The sequence below is a fragment of the Thermobacillus sp. genome (assembly GCF_003390775.1).
Lineage (GTDB): Bacteria > Bacillota > Bacilli > Paenibacillales > Paenibacillaceae > Thermobacillus > Thermobacillus xylanilyticus.
In genome coordinates, this window is sequence record NZ_QEWA01000028.1 from 35,748 (window position 1) to 52,799 (window position 17,052).

Sequence of the window (17,052 nt, forward strand, 5' to 3'; positions counted from 1 at the left end):
TCCGCAGAAAAATATCGCTGACAAAACCGGCGCACATTTTTTTGCGAAAGCGCGTACATACGGTTGTTCTCTGATTATAGGCGGTTTGCGGGCATGGAAGTATCAGGAGGACAACTTTTTCTATCACAAATTCAACCTGATCAGAAAGGGGCTGGCGCGCATGCCGGCGATCGAATTCACCGCTCTTCCGCTTCCCCACTACATCCGCGCGGGCTACAGCCTGGCCGGACCGGGGCGGAAGCATCCCGAGCGGTGTGCGATCGGCGAGTTCGACCTGCTTGTCGTCACGCAAGGCTGCTTGTATATTGGGGAGGAAGACCGGCAATATGAAGTGGCGGAAGGCCATGCGCTCATTCTGCGGCCGGATCTGCACCATTATCCGACGGCCGAATGCACGGAGCGGACGGCTTCCTATTGGCTTCATTTCCATACGGCCGGCTCATGGCGAATGACGGATGACGAAGGGGAAGAGGCCGCGGGCGGAGCGGACGATGCGCCGGCGCCGGGCCGGACGTTCCGGATGCAGACGTTCCGGATCCGCGTGCCGCAGTTCAGCCGCCTGGTGCAGCCGGCGAAGATGTACGAGGTGCTGCGGCAGCTCGTTGCGCTCGAGCGCGATTCCCACCTGCATTGGGTGCGCTGGGAGCAGCAGTTCCTGTTCCAGCAGGTGCTGATGATGCTCGCCGCCGGCGCCGACGCGCGTTCGCCGCGTCCGGGCGCCGTGGTGGCGGACCAGGCCGCGTCCTGGCTGCGGAAACACTACCGCGAGCGGCTGACGGCGAAGGATCTCGGCGAGGCGCTCAATTTTCACCCGGTGTACATCGCGCGCTGCATGAAGCGGCAGTTCGGCTGCTCGCCGATGGAGTATCTGCTGCAATACCGGCTCGATCAGGCGAAGCTGCTGCTGCTTCAGACCGATCTGCCTGTCGGCCAGATTGCGCAGGATGTCGGTTTCCAGCAGGCCGCCTATTTCACCGCATGTTTCGTGAAAAATGAAGGGGTGACGCCCCGCGAGTATCGCCGGCGGTTTCTCCAGAATCCCGGCGCGGCGGGGCTTGATCCGATACCGACAACAACGGGAGGCGGGAATTGAGATGGAGAAGACGGCTTACGTAACGGGCTGCGACCGCGGGCTCGGCCTTGCGCTGGCGAAAGTGCTGCTGACCGAAGGGTACCGTGTGTTTGCGGGAAGCTACATCGCCGACTGGCCCGAACTCGGCGAACTGGCGGAGAAGGAGCCGAAGCTGCGCATCGTGCCGCTGGACATCGGCAGCGACAAATCGGTGCAGCGGGCGGCGGACATCGTGAAGGCGGAGACGGACCATCTCGACATCCTCATCAACAACGCGGCCATTTACCGGGACCGCTCGGAGGACATCTTCGGCGATCTGTACTTCGACGACATGCTGAACATGTACAACGTCAACACGCTCGGCACGCTGCGCGTCACCAACTCCGTCATCGACCTGCTGGTGAAGGGCGAAGGGAAGCGGCTCGTCAACATTTCGTCCGAGGCCGGCAGCATCGCCGACAACTGGCGGAAGCGCGAATACGGCTACTGCATGACGAAGGCGGCGGTCAACATGCAGTCCGCGATTCTGCAGAACCATCTGCAGGAATACGGCATCAAGGTGATGTGCTTCCATCCGGGGTGGGTGCGCTCCTGGATGTCGGGCAAGTTCAACGACAAGGCGACGGTCGAGGCGATCGACTCGGCGAAGGGCATCATCGCGCAGGTGCTTCAGCCGCAGGAGATTACGTCGCTGCCGTCGTACACGGACTACACGGGCAAACCGCTGCCCTGGTGATTCGGCCGAATCCAGCGACCGGGAGGAAGGATCGAATGAAGAAGGTCATCGCCCTCGTCGGCGACTATTGGCATGCCGGGGAAATGATCCGGGAAGCGCTCGGGCAGGCGGCGGAATCGGCCGGCTGCATTGCGCTCTCGTTCGCGGAGCACGGGGAGCTTGCGGATCGGCTGAAGGAGCGGCCGGACGCGGTCGTCCTGTTCAAACAGAACCCGCTGAACGGGCCGCAGGAACCGTTCGAGCCGTGGATGTCGCCCGAAATCGAGGCGGCGATCGCCGGGTATGTGAAAGACGGCGGCCGCTGGCTGGCCTGGCATACGGGAATGGCCGGCTATGACAAGGACGGCGCCTACGTCGACATGCTGCGCGGCCGCTTCCTGCACCACCCGAAAATGAACGACGTCACCTACACGCGCGCTTCGGACGGTGCCGAAGTGATGACGTTGTTCGACGAGCATTATTTTGTGGAAGTGGAAGAGTCCAGGACGAACGTGTTCCTGCGCTCGCGCTCGGCGGACGGCGAGTCGCTGGCCGGCTGGGAGCATGACTACGGAGCGGGCAAGGTGTGCTGCCTGACGCCCGCCCATGCCCGCGAAGCGCTGCTCGACCCGAAGTTCCAGGCGTTCCTGGCGGAGCGGCTGCGGCTGCTGTTGGCCTGACCGGACTCACACAGACGGAAATGATGTCAAATCAGATGAAAGCCATTGAAGAGAAAACGGACTTCGACTTCGGCTTCTCGATGGAGTTCGCGAGCCAGGCCGACTACGATGCGTACACCGCGCATCCGGATCACGTGAAGTTCGTCGAGGAGCGGTGGAAGAAGGAGGTCGTCCGCTTCCAGGAGATCGACTTCGTGAACGTCTGAGGCATGCGCTGACGGCGGTGTAATCGTTTCCTATACTTGGGGTGCGCAAGTCCTGCTTGGGATCAAGGCAACCTGCGCGAAAGCGCAAGGACGCAAAGCTGCAGGGGCTAATCGGCGGGATGGACCGGACCTCCGCAATTCGGGCGGACGGACGGTTCGCGCCGCATGCCAGCCAGCTGCCGAACAAGGAAGGAGGCCGCGTTGGGATGGATTCCGCTTTTCCGGAGCGAACATCCGGAAATTCCGTAGCGCACCAGACCGAGGACAGAAAAGGCAGGTTGTGGCCGGCGGCTGCGAATTCGTACAAGGAGGCGGCCGGGAAAGCCGCGGGTCAGCAGTCGGAACAGCCCGGGAACGGGGGGCAGGGAAAGAAGCCGGTACCGGTGCCGCCCGCGCTGATGGTCGGTGCGAAACTGGACGTTCGGGTATAATCGGACTGATCGGCAGAGAACGATTATTATAGGATAAATCCGTTGACAATTTGTTGAACGGCGTGATACTGTACGTCATAAAGATGACACATTGGCAACGGAAAGGAGCTGCGGGCGATGAACGGCAATCGGATGGATCATATCCTCCTTATGCCATCTGGAGGCGAGGTTCATATTGCCCGCGGCCGCTTCATCCCGGCTCCGGCCCATCGCCGGCGGTCTGCCGAATGAAGCGCTGACATGCGCATGCCGCGGGAGGGGCGCGGCGTGTACCCATAACGGGAACTTGGGAGCACATCGCACCTTTTGCGGTGTGCGTTTTGTTTTTGCGGTCGAGATCCAAGGACGGAGAGAGGAGAGACAGACATGCTGGCGGTGCTGCGCAAACTGGGCTGGTTCTTCAAGCTGGAACGCAAACGTTACCTCATCGCCTTTACCCTGCTTCTCGTCAGCGGCCTCATCGAGGTGCTGCCGCCGATGATGGTCGGGGATGCGATTGACGCGATCTATCAGGGCACGATGACGTGGCAGAGCCTGACGACGACGCTGGCGGCGCTTGCCGGCCTGACGGTCATCGTCTATGTCATTTCCTATACATGGCACTACAACCTGTTCGGCGGTTCGTTCGTCGTGGAGCGGATGCTCCGCTCCACGCTGATGCGGCATTTCCTGAAGATGACCCCCGCGTTCTTCAACAAAAACCGCACCGGGGATCTGATGGCGCGCGCGACGAACGACCTGAACGCGGTCAGCCTGACGGCCGGTTTCGGCCTGCTGACGCTGATGGACTCCACGCTGTGGATGGCGCTCTTGCTCTTCATGATGTCCGTCTTCGTCTCCTGGAAGCTGACGCTGATGGCGGTGCTGCCGCTGCCGATCATGGCCGTGCTCGCCAGCGTGTACGGCAGATGGATCCACAACCGGTTCACCGCGGCGCAGGACGCGTTCGGCGACATGAACGAGAGCGTGCTGGAGACGATCTCCGGCATTCGCGTCATCCGCGCCTATGTGCAGGAGCGGGCGCAGGAACGCCGGTTTGCAGCGGTAACCGAAGACGTCTACAAGAAAAATCTGGATGTCGTGCGCATCGAGGCGCTGTTCGAGCCGACGGTCAGAATTTTCGTCGGGGCGAGCTATCTGATCGGCCTCGGTTACGGGGCATACCTCGTCTTCCACAACGAGCTGACGATCGGCGGGCTCGTCACCTTCAACGTCTATCTCGGGATGCTCATCTGGCCGATGTTCGCGGTCGGCGAGATGATCAACATCATGCAGCGCGGCAACGCGTCGCTCGACCGGGTGAACGAGACGCTGAATTACAAGCCGGATGTGCCGGACGTGCCGGACGCGGAAGCGGCGATGGAGACGGAAGCGCCGGAGACGCCGGGCGACATCGTCTTCCGGAACGTGACGTTCCGCTACCCGGGGTCGCCGGTCGACAATCTGCGGGACGTCTCGTTTGTGCTGCGGCAGGGCGGAACGCTCGGCGTCGTCGGGCGGACGGGCGCCGGCAAGACGACGCTGATCCGGCAGCTGCTGCGCGAATATCCGCCGGGCGAAGGCGAGATCACGATCGGCGGCGTGCCGATCGAGCGGATTCCGACCGACCGGCTCAAGTCGTGGTTCGGCTACGTGCCGCAGGAGCAGTTCCTGTTCTCGCGCTCGGTGCGCGACAACATCCTGTTCGCGCGCGACGACGCGGGCGAGGAGGAGCTTGAGCGCGCGATCGAGGCGTCCGCGTTCAAGAAAGACCTGGCCTTCCTGCCGGACGGCCTGGATACGCTCGTCGGCGAGCGGGGCGTCGCCCTGTCCGGCGGCCAGAAGCAGCGCGTCGCGATCGCCCGGGCGCTCGTCCGGGATCCGGAGATTCTGATGCTCGACGACGCGCTGTCCGCGGTGGACGCGCGGACGGAGGCGGAGATCATCGCGAACATCCGGCGCGAGCGGCAGGGCAAGACGACGATCATCGTCACGCACCGGCTGTCCGCCGTCCAGCACGCGGACTGGATCATCGTGCTCGAAGACGGACGGATCATCGAGGAAGGCGCGCATGAGGAGCTTCTGGCGCGCGGCGGCTGGTACAAGGAACAGTACGAAAGGCAGCGGATGGAAGAAGCGGTCGGATCGGAAGCGGGTGATCATGCATGAGCACGGAAGACATTTTCGGGCGGGATCTGGACATCGACCGGGCGTCGGCCGGCAAGGGCGAGACGGTCAGGCGCCTGATCCGGTATGCCATGCTGTACAAATGGCAGCTGCTCCTGGCCATCGTCATGCTGGCCATATCCGTCGCCACCAACCTGGCCGGCCCGTTCGTGGCGAAGCGGCTGATCGACGTGCATATTTCGGGCATCGAGCAGCCGTGGCATGAAGTGTCCGCGGAGGATGCCCATACGGCCGAATACAAAGGCAAGCTTTACAAACGGGCGGACCATTTCGCTCCCGGCGAGGAGCGGGGCGGAGAAGTCCGCATCCTGCAGATCGGGAGGGAATACTACTTCATTCCGCAGCCGGTCGCGTTCGACGGCGCCCGGACGGTGAACGAAGACGGCACGGTCACGATCGAACAGGGCGGGCAGACGGCCGTCTATCCGGCCGAGCGGATCGGCGCGAAGGAGATCTACCGGTTCTACCGTCCCGAAGTCGACGGCATGCTGCGGCTTTGCCTGTTCTATTTCGGGCTGACGGTGCTGTCGGCGTTCTTCGCTTACGGCCAGCGCTACTATCTGCAGGCGGCGGCGAACCGGATCATCCTGAAAATGCGCAACGACGTGTTCGCCCAAGTGAACCGGCTGGCGGTCCGCTTTTTCGACAATCTGCCGGCCGGCAAAGTCGTCTCCCGCATCACGAACGATACGGAGGCGATCCGCGAGCTGTACGTGACGGTGCTGGCGAACTTTTTCACCGGCGGCGTCAACATGGTCGGCATTCTCGGCGCGATGTTCCTGCTGGATGTGCGGCTGGCGGCGATCTGCCTGATCATCATCCCGATCCTGGCGGTATGGATCCGGGTCTACGGCCGGTTCGCCCGGCGGTACAACCGCGTGATCCGCGCGACGCTGAGCGAGATCAACGGCCGGATCAACGAATCGATCCAGGGGATGGCCGTCATCCGGGCGTTCCGGCGCGAGAAGAAGGTGGAGGAAGAGTTCGAGGCGTACAACCACCGGAGCTTCGTCTACAAGAACAAGCTGCTCAGTCTGAACTCGCTGACCGGCTACAACCTGGTCGGCGTCATCCGGAACTTCGCCTATGTGGCGGTCATCTGGTATTTCGGCGCGGAGCGGCTGACCGGTCCGGAGGCGATCGTGTCGCTCGGCGTGCTGTACGCGTTCGTCGACTATCTGAACCGGCTGTTCGACCCGATCGTGAACATCGTCAACCAGCTGCCGAATCTCGAGACGGCGCTCGTCTCGGCCGAGCGGGTGTTCGTCCTGCTCGACGAGCCGGGCGAAGACGTGTCGGATGAACGGATTCCCCGCTATAAGGGCGATGTCGCGTTCCGCGACGTCTGGTTCTCGTACAAGGAAGGCGAACCGGTGCTGAAAGGCATCTCGTTCGAGGCGAAGCAGGGGCAGACGGTCGCGCTCGTCGGCCATACCGGTTCGGGCAAAAGCTCGATCATCAACCTGCTCTTCCGCTTCTACGATCCGGACAGCGGCAGCGTCTCCATCGACGGCGTCGACGTGCGGGATATCCCGCGGCAGGCGCTCCGGGCGCATATGGGCATCGTGCTGCAGGATCCGTTCCTGTTCACCGGCACGGTCGAATCGAACATTACGATGGGCGATTCCCGGATCACGCGCGAGAAGGCCGCGAAGGCGCTGGCCGAAGTCGGCGGCGACCGGGTGCTGAAAGCTCTGCCGCGCGGCATCGACGAGCCGGTGCTGGAGAAGGGCAGCACGCTGTCGGCCGGACAGCGGCAGCTGATCTCGTTCGCCCGCGCGCTCGCGTTCGACCCGGCGATCCTCATCCTGGACGAGGCGACAAGCAACATCGATACGGAGACGGAAGCGATCATCCAGGAAGCGCTCGAGGTCGTCAAGCAGGGGCGGACGACGTTCATCGTCGCGCACCGTTTGTCGACGATCAAGAACGCCGATCTGATTCTCGTGCTCGACCGCGGCGTCATCGTGGAGCGGGGAAATCACGAGTCGCTGATGGAGCGGCGCGGCAAGTATTATCAAATGTATCAGCTGCAGCAGGGAGAGGCTTCCGCCGCGGGCGCCGCGGCAGGCGCCGGACCGGCAAAGTGAAGAGGACGGGGAACCCCGGGACCGCATGAAGCGGGACCGGGGTTTTCTGTTTCTGAAACTCGGAAACTCATACACAAAAAAAGATGGAGGATACCCAACGGCCGTATCCTTATCCGCTTACAACATCGGCTCTATAATACTGATGGCGTTTACAATACATGTGCATGGCAAGACGGATATGCATTGAAAAGGGAGGAAGGAAAGAAAAAATGAAACGGACGCTGGCACTGATTACGGCAATCATCATGCTCGCTTCGCTGCTTGCCGCTTGCGGCGGAGGCAAGAACGACAACAAATCGGGCGCGGGCTCGAACGGCGGCTCCTCGAATACGTCGAGCAACACCGGCGGCAGCTCGGGCGGCTCCGGCGGCTCGGGCGGGAAGATCAAGATCAACCTCTGGTCGTTCACGGACGAAATTCCGAAGATGGCGGAAAAGTACGTTCAACTGTTCCCCGAGAAGAACGTCGAATTCAATCCGACCATCATCGCCACCACGGAAGGCGCGTATCAGCCGGCGCTTGACCAGGCGATTGTCGGCGGAGGCAGCGACGCTCCGGACATCTATGCTGCCGAAGCGGCGTTCGTTCTGAAGTACACGCAAGGCGACATGTCCGATTTTGCGGCTGCTTATGCCGATCTGGGTCTCACCGACGACATGGTGAAGGAAGCCGGCATCGCCGAGTACACGGTTGAAATCGGCTCCAAGGACGGCGTGCTGAAAGCGCTTGGCTATCAGGCAACCGGCGGCGCGTTCATCTATCGCCGCTCGATCGCTAAGGATGTCTTCGGCACAGACGATCCGCAAGTCATCAAGGACGAGATCGGCCCGGGTTGGGACAAATTCTTCGAAGCGGCCGAGAAGCTGAAAGCGAAAGGCTATGCGATCGTCTCCGGCGACGGCGACATCTGGCACCCGATCGAGAACAGCTCGGACCAGGGCTGGATCGTTGACGGCAAACTGCACATTGATCCGAAGCGTGAAGCATTCCTCGACATGTCCAAGCGTCTGAAGGACAACGGTTATCACAACGACACCCGCGACTGGCAGGAAGCCTGGTTCGCCGACATGAACGGCAGCGGTCCGAAACCGGTATTCGGTTTCTTCGGTCCGGCATGGCTCATCAACTATGTCATGAAGGACAATGTGGGCGACACCTTCGGCGACTGGGCGGTCACCGAGCCGACGACGGGCTTCTTCTGGGGCGGCACCTGGCTGCTGGCCAACAAGGAAGTGCTCAAGGACGAAGCGAAGAAGCAAGCGGTCGCCGACTTCATCAAGTGGGTAACACTGGATACGTCCGAGACGGGTCTGCAATACTTCTGGGCGAACGGCACGATGGTCGAAGGCGAGCAAGGCACGAAGGACTCCGTCGCATCCTCCGTCGTCATGGAGAAATCGAACGGCGAACTCGACATCCTCGGCGGTCAGAACATGTTCGACGTGTTTGTGCCGGCGAACGCCAACGCAACGGGCAAAAACCTGACGCAGTATGACGAATCGATCAACCTCATTTGGCGCGACCAGGTCCGCGAGTACGCTGCCGGCAACAAGAGCCGTGAGCAGGCGCTTGCCGACTTCAAGAAACGGGTCAAAGACGAACTGGGCATTGACAGCGAGTAAGGGCGCCTTGACGGGGCGGCGGGTAGGTATCCCCCGCCCCTTTAACATCATCGGGAGGTGATCGATTTTGCGCCGGCGCAGCAAACTCCACTATTCCAGGTACGGCTATCTCTTCTGCCTTCCCTTCGTATTGGCGTTCCTGGTTTTTTCGCTGTATCCGATCCTGTACACGGCATTCATCGGGTTTACCGACATGAAAGGCGTCGTCCCGAAAACGCCCCACATTCTGGACGATCCGCTGGAAAACTTCAAAAACCTGCTGTTCGAAAATGAGCTGTTCCGGATGTCGCTCATGAATACGGCGCTCATCTGGATCGTGAACTTCATCCCGCAACTGGGGCTCGCGCTCCTGCTCACCGCCTGGTTCACGAACAAGCGCCTCAAACTGCGGGGACAGGGCGCGTTCAAAATTCTGTTCTACATGCCGAACATCATCACGGCCGGCACGATCGCCGTGCTGTTCAGCTCGCTGTTCGCGTATCCGATCGGCCCGATCAACAGCATGTACCAAATGTTCGGCTGGTCGAACGAGGCGATCAATTTTCTCCAGGACAAGACGACGGCGAGGGGGATCGTGGCGTTCATCCAGTTCTGGATGTGGTACGGCCATACGATGCTGATCCTGATCGCGGGCGTGCTGGGGATCAACCCGGCGATCTATGAGGCGGCGGCCATCGACGGCGCGAACGGATTCCAGACGTTCTTCCGGATTACGCTGCCGAGCCTCCGGACGATCATGCTGTTCACGCTGATCACGTCGATGATCGGCGGTCTGCAAATGTTCGACATTCCGCAGTTGTTCTTGGCGGGCCAACCGGACAACTCGACCTACACCGCCACGATGTTCATCTATTCGCAGGCATTCAGGGGCAGCTACCTGTACAACCGCGCAGCCGCGGCCAGCATGATTCTGTTCGTGATCGCGGCCGTACTGTCGGCGTTCCTGTTCTATCTGATGCGCGACCGCGACGCGGCGCGTCTCAAACGGGAAGAGCGGCGGATTCGCAAAGCGGCGAAAGCGGCGTCACAAGGGGGCGTAACGCATGCATAGTCAACTGAGGAAGAGCAACGCCATCGCCCTGAACATCAATCGAACAATCATTTATATCGTCTGCATCTTCCTGGCTCTGCTCAGCATCGCGCCATTCTGGATCATGTTCGTGAACGCGACGCGTTCGACGTCGGAGATCCAGCAAGGCTTGGCCATTCTGCCTTCGGGGCATCTCATGAGGAACCTGGAGATTCTGCTCGACAAGAGCTTCGATCCGATCACCGGGTTCGTGAACTCGTTCATCATCGCCGCGGGCGCGACGTTGTGCGCGGTCTATTTCTCGGCCTTGACCGCGTACGGGCTTGTGGCGTACAATTGGAAGCTGCGGCAGCCGTTCTTCACGTTCATCATTCTCGTCATGCTGATTCCGGCGCAGGCCAGCGCCGTCGGGTTCTATCAGTTCATGTACCAGCTCGGCTGGACGAACAATCATCTGCCGCTCATCCTGCCCGCGATTGCGTCGCCGGCGATCGTGTTCTTCATGCGCCAGTATCTGCTCGGGGCGCTGTCGTTCGAGATCGTGGAGTCGGCGCGGGTGGACGGATCGGGCGAATTCGGCACGTTCAACCGGATCATCCTGCCGATCATGATGCCGGCGGTGGCGACGCAGGCGATCTTCGTCTTCGTGGCGAACTGGAACAACCTGTTCATGCCGCTCATTCTGCTGACACAGAAGGAGAAATACACGCTTCCGATCATGGTCAGCCTGTTGCGCGGCGACATTTACCGGACGGAGTACGGTTCCATCTATCTCGGACTGTCGCTGACGGCAATCCCGCTGTTCATTATCTACTTCCTGCTGTCCCGATACATCATCGAAGGCGTGGCGTTGGGCAGCGTGAAGGAGTAAGGTCAACCGAGCCTGCGCAGCAGCGGCTCGACCTGTTCCGTCCAGCCGCTGTCGGCCTCGTCGGCAAGCAGCGTATGCCAGCCGAAGGTTTCCGCCGCGCGCAGGTTGTCCGGGTGGTCATCGACGAACAGGACGGGCGCGCCGGGCGTTATCTTCGCAGATGCCGTCTCGTAGATTCTCGGGTCCGGCTTGAAGAAGCCGGCCTCGCTTGAAATCGTAATGCCGGAGAAAAGCCGGATGCGGTGATCCAGCTGCGGCAGGAGCCATTCCGCGCGGTGGTTGCTCAGAATATGCAGATCGGCGAGGCTGCTCCATGCCTGAAGATGATTCAGCGCCGGGAGCGGCTTCATGCTGTCCAGAAGCGCCTGACGGGCCGATGCAATATCCAGGCCGGGCCAGGCGGCGGACAGCCAGGCTTCCTCTCGTCGTGCCCGATGCGAATGGCCGCGTCGGGCCTCTTTCTGTCTTGTGTGACCCAAGACCGCCGGTTACCGGGCGGTCTTCTCGTTATCATGCGCCCTTATGGTCCGGGGCAAGGCCGAGGGAGGCGAGCGCGGACAGCACCCGCGCTTTCAGCGCCTGCTTCGCCTCCGGCTCGAGGAAGGCCGCATCCGCCGCGTTCAGGACGAGCGCCGCGATCTCCCGCGGCGCCATGTCCAGCCGCTCATGCAGCAGCCGGTACTCGTCCGCGATCGTCGTGCCCGATACCGTCGGATTGTCCGTGTTCGCCGTGACGACGAGCCCTTCGGCCGCGTAGCGGCGGAGCGGGTACGCGGCCCACCCGGGAACCGCCCGCGTCTGGATGTTGCTCGTGGGACACATCTCGAGCGGAATCCGGCGTTCTCTGAGCATTGCGAGTATCTCCGGGTCCTCCCGGGCGCGGACGCCGTGGCCGATCCGAACGGCGCCGAGCCGTTCGACGGCTTCGCGGATGCTCTCGGGTCCGGCCGCTTCGCCGGCGTGAATCGTGACCGGCAGGCCGAGCGCGGCGGCCGCTTCGAACACCCGTCGGAAGGCGGATGTCGGGAAGCGCGACTCGTCCCCGGCAAGGTCGACGGCGCCCACGCCGTGCCCGGCGAAACGCGCGGCCGCCTCGACGGCGGCGATGTTCAGCGCCTCGTCGTGATGGCGCATGCAGATGACGATGGCGCGCGCCGGGATGCCGCATTCGGCTTCGCCGCGCCTGAGGCCCGCGATGACGCTGCGGATGGCGTCGTCCGCGCTCAAGGATTCCCGGGTATGCAGCATCGGGGCGAAGCGGACTTCAACGTACAGGCCGCCGCTGTCCGCCGTCTGCCGCACGCATTCGAAGGCGGCAAGCTCGAGCGCTTCCGCATCCTGCAGATGGGGAAGCACGAAATCAAACCTGGTCAGGTACTCGGTCAGGTTCGCGTTGTCGGGCGCCGCCTGCATGTACGGCAGCAGCCGCTCCGGCTCCGTCTCCGGAAGCGGTCGCTTCCGCTCGCGGGCCAGGCGGATCAGCGTCTCCGGCCGGACGCAGCCGTCCAGATGGAGATGGAGATCGATCTTCGGCATGGCCGCGATCAGGTCCAAAGGCCTGGTCATCAAGAACTTCCTCCTCTCATTGTCTGCGCGGTCTCCGGGCGGCAACGTCTCCCGGCAGCGCCTTGTTTTTCCCCCATCGTAATGGCAGCCGGGGGCCGTGTCAACTTGCTTAACAAGCATAGACATTCGCGCGGGATTTTCGGATAATGGAAATATAAGTGTTAACACAATGTAATGCCGAGGTGGGGAAAGTTGAAGCTGACTTATTATGGCCACAGTTGTGTTCTGGTCGAAACATCCGGCCGGAGACTCATTATCGATCCGTTCCTGACCGGCAATCCGACGGCGCCGGTTGCCGCCTCCGAAGTCCGGGCGGACTATGTGCTGCTCACGCACGGGCATAACGACCATGTCGGCGACGCCTTTGAAATTGCGAAACGGTGCGATGCGGTCGTCATCGCGCCGTTCGAACTGGCCACTTATGCCGGCTGGCAAGGCTGCAAGATGCATCCGATGCATATCGGGGGCGGGCACGAGTTCGATTTCGGCACGGTGAAGCTGACGCCTGCGCTGCACGGGTCCGGCTATGAAGTGGCGGGCGAGCAGCGCTTCGTCTATATGGGCATGCCGTCGGGCCTGCTTCTGACCAGTGAAGGCCGAACGATCTATCACGCGGGCGATACGGCGCTGTTCGGCGACATGAAGCTCATCGGTGAGCGCCATTCGATCGACCTCGCGTTCCTGCCGATCGGCGACAATTTCACGATGGGACCGGACGATGCGCTGACGGCCGCGGAATGGCTCCGCGCGGCCCGGGTCGTTCCCGTCCATTACAATACGTTCCCGCTCATTGAGCAGGACGGGCAGGCATTTGCCGGCCGGCTGAAAGCCGCCGGCATCGAAGGGATTCCGCTGGCGCCCGGCGAATCGATCGAACTGTAAGCGGCTTGCCGCTTTGCAAGCCGCATGCGCGGCGCGTCGGCGGCCCAGGATGAAGCCGCCTCATCCCGACGTCCGGATGTAAACGATTCCAACCACGCAAAAGGGGTGAGCGGGATTGCGATACTTGCTGAAATATTTGAAACCGTATCGTCTGGCCGCGGGCATTGCCCTCATCCTGATGCTGGTGGAACTCGTCGTCGAGCTGTGGCATCCGGTTCTGATGGCCCGCATCATCGATGAAGGCATCCTGCCCCGGGATACCGGCGCGGTGCTCAGGATCGGCGCCTGGATGACGCTGCTTGCGCTGCTCGGCTTCGCTTCGGGCATCGTGAACAGCTACTTCGCCGCGCATGTGAGCCAGGGCTTCGCCTTCGACGTCCGCGCCGGGATGTACGAACGCGTGCAGTCTTTTCCTTACGCCGTGTTCAGCCGCTTCTCCGCCGCAACGCTCATGACCCGGATGACGAGCGATGTCGCCCAGGTGCAGAACGCGGTGTTCATGAGCCTGCGCGTCATGATGCGGGCTCCGCTGATCATGGCCGGCGGCCTTATCATGGCGCTGGCCATCAATGTCCGGCTCGGACTGGTCCTGCTCCTGATCTCGCCGGTGCTGTTCACGGTTCTCGTCTGGATGATGAACCGCGGGTTCAAGCTGTTCCAGGCGGTGCAGGCCCGGCTGGACCGGACGAACGGGCTGCTGAGGGAAAACCTGCTCGGCATGCGGCTCATCAAGGCGATGGTTCGCTACGCCCGCGAGCGGGAGCGGTTCATGCAGGCGAATGAAGATCTGATGACGCGCACGATCTCCGCCATCCGGGTCGTCGAACTGACGGTGCCGGCTCTGCTTATGGTCATGAATGTCGGCATTCTATTGCTGCTCTGGTTCGGCAGCGCGGAAGTGCAGGCGGGCCGTGCGGAAGTCGGCGAGATCGTCGCCGTTGTCAACTATGCGATGCGCATCATGGCCGCATTTTCCATGCTGTCCTGGATCGTGACAGGTCTGGCCCGGGCGAGGGCGTCGGCCGGCCGGATCACGGAAGTGCTGAAGACGGAGGAGAAGGAGACGACGACTCGCGCAGAAGGCTCCGGCGAAGACGGGAGGCAGGAGAATGCGGCCTCGTCGCCTTCCGCTCCGGACGAAGGCGCGGAGATCGCGTTCGAACGCGTCACATTCCGCTATCCGGGAATGGCCGACCCTGCGCTGGACCGGATCTCGTTCACCGTTCGGCCGGGCCAGACGGCGGCCATTCTCGGCGCGACCGGCTCCGGCAAGTCATCGCTCATCCAGCTCATCCCGCGGCTGTTCGATCCCGACGAAGGCGCCGTGCGGATCGACGGACGGGATGTCAGAACCTGCGATCCGGAATGGCTGCGCGCGCAAATCGGCTATGCGCCGCAGGAAGTGGTGCTGTTCTCGGGGACGGTGCGCGACAACCTGCTCTGGGGCAAGGATGACGCCAACCGGGAGGAGATTGTGGAAGCGGCGCGCGCCGCGCAGATCCATGAGACGATCATGCGGCTGCCGAACCAGTACGAGACGATGATCGGGCAGAAGGGCGTCAATCTGTCCGGCGGCCAGAAGCAGCGGCTCTCGGTGGCGCGGGCGCTCCTTCGCAAGCCGCGGGTGCTGCTGCTCGACGACAGCACGAGCGCCCTCGACGCGAAGACGGAGGCGGCGCTGCTGGCCGCGCTGAAAGCGTACCGCTGCACGATTCTGCTCGTCACACAGAAGATATCGGCGGCCATGCAGGCGGATGTTATCCTTATCCTTGAGGACGGCCGGCTTCACGCGATGGGGACGCACGAAGAGCTGCTCCGGACGTCGCCGCTGTATGCGCGCATCATCCGGTCGCAGTACGGAGAGGAGGCGGCACACCGTGGCTGACCGCGGCGGCAAGCGCGGGCAGCGGCCGAAACAATGGGTTCCGACCCTGCTCCGCATCTGGTCGTATCTGGCCGATCACAAACGGCTGCTCACGGCCATCTTCGCCATGACGGCGATCAGCTCGACCCTCGGGCTGCTCGGCCCCTATCTGCTGGGCAGGGCGATCGACGATTATTTTGTGCCCGGCGATTACAAGGGGCTCGCGCTGCTGATCCTCGTGCTCGGCGCATCCTACATCGCGCAGGGCGCGGCCGGCTGGCTGCAGAACTTCTGGATGATCGGCGTCGCGCAGCGCACTGTCGCGAAGCTGCGGGCCGATCTGTTCGACGCGCTCCACCGGCTGCCGATCGCGTACTTCACGAAGCGGCAGCACGGCGAACTGATGAGCCGCATGACAAGCGACATCGAGAACGTGAGCCAGACGCTGAACAGCTCCTTCATCCAGCTCATCTCCAGCCTGCTCACATTCGCGGGGATGCTCGGGCTCATGATCTGGCTCAGCCCGATCATGACGCTGATCACGCTGACGATCGTGCCGGTCATGTTCGCCGGCATGCGCTGGATCACGAACCGGACCGGCCGTTATTTCAAGGAGACGCAGCGCAACACGGGAGCGCTCAACGGTTTCGTTGAGGAAACACTATCCGGGCAGCGCATTGTGAAAAGTTTCTCGCGCGAGCGGGCTGTCATCGACGCGTTCATGGCGAAGAACGCCAAACTGCGCGAGTCCGCTTACCGGGCGCAAGTCTATTCCGGCTTCATCCCGAAGCTGATGAACATGCTGAACAACTTGAGCTTCGCCGTCGTCGCCGGGGCCGGAGGCCTGCTCACGCTGAAAGGGATCGTCTCGGTCGGGATCATCGTGACGTTCGCCGAGTACGCGCGGCAGTTCACCCGGCCGCTGAACGATCTGGCGAACCAGTTCAACACGTTCCTGTCGGCCGTCGCCGGCGCGGAACGGGTATTCGAGGTGATCGACGAACAGGAGGAGACGGTGGACGAACGGGGTGCGGTGCCGATCGGACAGGTGAAGGGCGAGATCGTCTTCGACAACGTCTCGTTCTCCTACGAGCCGGGCGTGCCGACGATCGAAGGCGCATCGTTCCGCGTCGCCGCGGGTGAAATGATCGCCCTGGTCGGACCGACCGGCGCGGGCAAGACGACGATCGTGCAGCTGCTTGCCCGATTCTACGAGCCGGACAGCGGGCGGATTCTGATTGACGGCCGGGACATTCGCGGCATTACGCGCAAGTCGCTCCGGAAAGCGATGGGATTCGTGCCCCAGGACGTCTTCCTCTTCGAGGGGACGATCCGGGAGAACATCCGTTACGGCCGGCTCGACGCGACGGATGAGGAAGTCGAACAGGCGGCCCGGGAAGCGAACGCGCACCGGTTCATCATGAAATTGCCGCACGGATACGATACGATGCTGCGGCAGGACGGCAGCGGCATCAGCCAGGGACAGCGTCAACTGCTGGCCATCGCGCGCATGATCCTTGCCGATCCGGCCATCCTCGTGCTCGACGAGGCGACGAGCAGCATCGACACGATTACGGAATTACATATCCAGGAGGCGCTGTACCGGCTGATGGCCGGGCGCACGAGCATCGTCATCGCGCACAGGCTGAACACGATCCGGCGTGCTGACCGCATTCTGGTGCTGGACAGAGGCCGCATCATCGAGCAGGGGAGCCACGAGGAATTGATGGCGCTTTCCGGTTTCTACAGCAGCCTCGTGCGCAGCGGGCAGCAGGCGGCATTCGCAGGCTCGGAATAAGCAGTGGTGTACGCGGATCCCGCGAATAGCGTATAAGCAGCATCAATCAACCAGGCCAT

Annotated in this window: 14 protein-coding genes and 1 riboswitch; of the genes, 12 read left to right on the top strand and 2 right to left on the bottom strand. The window is 62.3% G+C overall.

The genetic code is table 11. The features are described from left to right. Positions 1-160 precede the first annotated feature (160 nt). The 9 genes from C6W55_RS04005 (at position 161) to C6W55_RS04045 (ending at position 10,883) form a co-directional block, all read left to right on the top strand. Positions 161-1,093, top strand: coding sequence for a helix-turn-helix domain-containing protein (locus C6W55_RS04005; RefSeq protein WP_286891645.1), 933 nt, complete (start codon positions 161-163; stop codon positions 1,091-1,093). A gap of 1 nt (position 1,094) precedes the next feature. Beyond that, on the top strand, positions 1,095-1,808 hold the full coding sequence (locus tag C6W55_RS04010) for an SDR family NAD(P)-dependent oxidoreductase (protein ID WP_286891583.1): 714 nt from the start codon (positions 1,095-1,097) through the stop codon (positions 1,806-1,808). Positions 1,809-1,843: 35 nt separating this feature from the next. Further along, positions 1,844-2,467: a ThuA domain-containing protein gene (locus C6W55_RS04015; protein WP_286891585.1), complete on the top strand. Its 624-nt coding sequence runs from the start codon at positions 1,844-1,846 to the stop codon at positions 2,465-2,467. 35 nt (positions 2,468-2,502) lie between these two features. After that, entirely contained in the window at positions 2,503-2,673 is a 171-nt protein-coding gene (locus C6W55_RS04020) for a Dabb family protein (protein ID WP_232427714.1), read from the top strand. Between the two features lie 56 nt (positions 2,674-2,729). Then, positions 2,730-2,857, top strand: a riboswitch (cyclic di-GMP riboswitch). A gap of 613 nt (positions 2,858-3,470) precedes the next feature. Continuing rightward, the gene (locus tag C6W55_RS04025) at positions 3,471-5,252 is read left to right on the top strand and encodes an ABC transporter ATP-binding protein (RefSeq protein WP_286891588.1); all 1,782 of its coding nucleotides are present in this window, start codon (positions 3,471-3,473) and stop codon (positions 5,250-5,252) included. Next, entirely contained in the window at positions 5,249-7,360 is a 2,112-nt protein-coding gene (locus C6W55_RS04030; RefSeq protein ID WP_286891590.1) for an ABC transporter ATP-binding protein, read from the top strand. The genes C6W55_RS04025 and C6W55_RS04030 overlap by 4 nt, the downstream gene beginning before the upstream one ends. A gap of 209 nt (positions 7,361-7,569) precedes the next feature. Continuing rightward, the gene (locus C6W55_RS04035) at positions 7,570-8,982 is read left to right on the top strand and encodes an ABC transporter substrate-binding protein (protein ID WP_286891592.1); all 1,413 of its coding nucleotides are present in this window, start codon (positions 7,570-7,572) and stop codon (positions 8,980-8,982) included. Positions 8,983-9,049: 67 nt separating this feature from the next. Then, complete coding sequence (locus C6W55_RS04040) at positions 9,050-10,033, top strand: carbohydrate ABC transporter permease (RefSeq protein ID WP_015256668.1); 984 nt, start codon at positions 9,050-9,052, stop codon at positions 10,031-10,033. Next, positions 10,026-10,883: a carbohydrate ABC transporter permease gene (locus tag C6W55_RS04045; protein WP_286891596.1), complete on the top strand. Its 858-nt coding sequence runs from the start codon at positions 10,026-10,028 to the stop codon at positions 10,881-10,883. The genes C6W55_RS04040 and C6W55_RS04045 overlap by 8 nt, the downstream gene beginning before the upstream one ends. A gap of 2 nt (positions 10,884-10,885) precedes the next feature. On the opposite strand, the gene C6W55_RS04050 is transcribed toward C6W55_RS04045, so the two are convergent. Continuing rightward, positions 10,886-11,233, bottom strand: coding sequence for an HAD family hydrolase (locus C6W55_RS04050; protein WP_286891598.1), 348 nt, complete (start codon positions 11,231-11,233; stop codon positions 10,886-10,888). Between the two features lie 160 nt (positions 11,234-11,393). Continuing rightward, positions 11,394-12,449 carry an adenosine deaminase gene (gene add / locus C6W55_RS04055; RefSeq protein ID WP_286891600.1) on the bottom strand — a complete coding sequence of 352 codons (1,056 nt, stop codon included), beginning with the start codon at positions 12,447-12,449 and terminating at the stop codon, positions 11,394-11,396. 192 nt (positions 12,450-12,641) lie between these two features. Between add and C6W55_RS04060 the strand changes: the two genes are divergently transcribed. The 3 genes from C6W55_RS04060 to C6W55_RS04070 all read left to right on the top strand — a co-directional run bounded on the left by C6W55_RS04060 (position 12,642) and on the right by C6W55_RS04070 (position 16,993). Further along, the gene (locus C6W55_RS04060; RefSeq protein WP_286891602.1) at positions 12,642-13,331 is read left to right on the top strand and encodes a metal-dependent hydrolase; all 690 of its coding nucleotides are present in this window, start codon (positions 12,642-12,644) and stop codon (positions 13,329-13,331) included. Between the two features lie 115 nt (positions 13,332-13,446). Beyond that, a complete protein-coding gene (locus tag C6W55_RS04065) occupies positions 13,447-15,216 on the top strand; it encodes an ABC transporter ATP-binding protein (protein WP_041854000.1) in 1,770 nt (589 codons plus the stop codon). Next, positions 15,164-16,993, top strand: a complete 1,830-nt coding sequence (locus tag C6W55_RS04070; RefSeq protein WP_483316347.1) for an ABC transporter ATP-binding protein — start codon at positions 15,164-15,166, stop codon at positions 16,991-16,993. The genes C6W55_RS04065 and C6W55_RS04070 overlap by 53 nt, the downstream gene beginning before the upstream one ends. Positions 16,994-17,052: the final 59 nt, after the last annotated feature.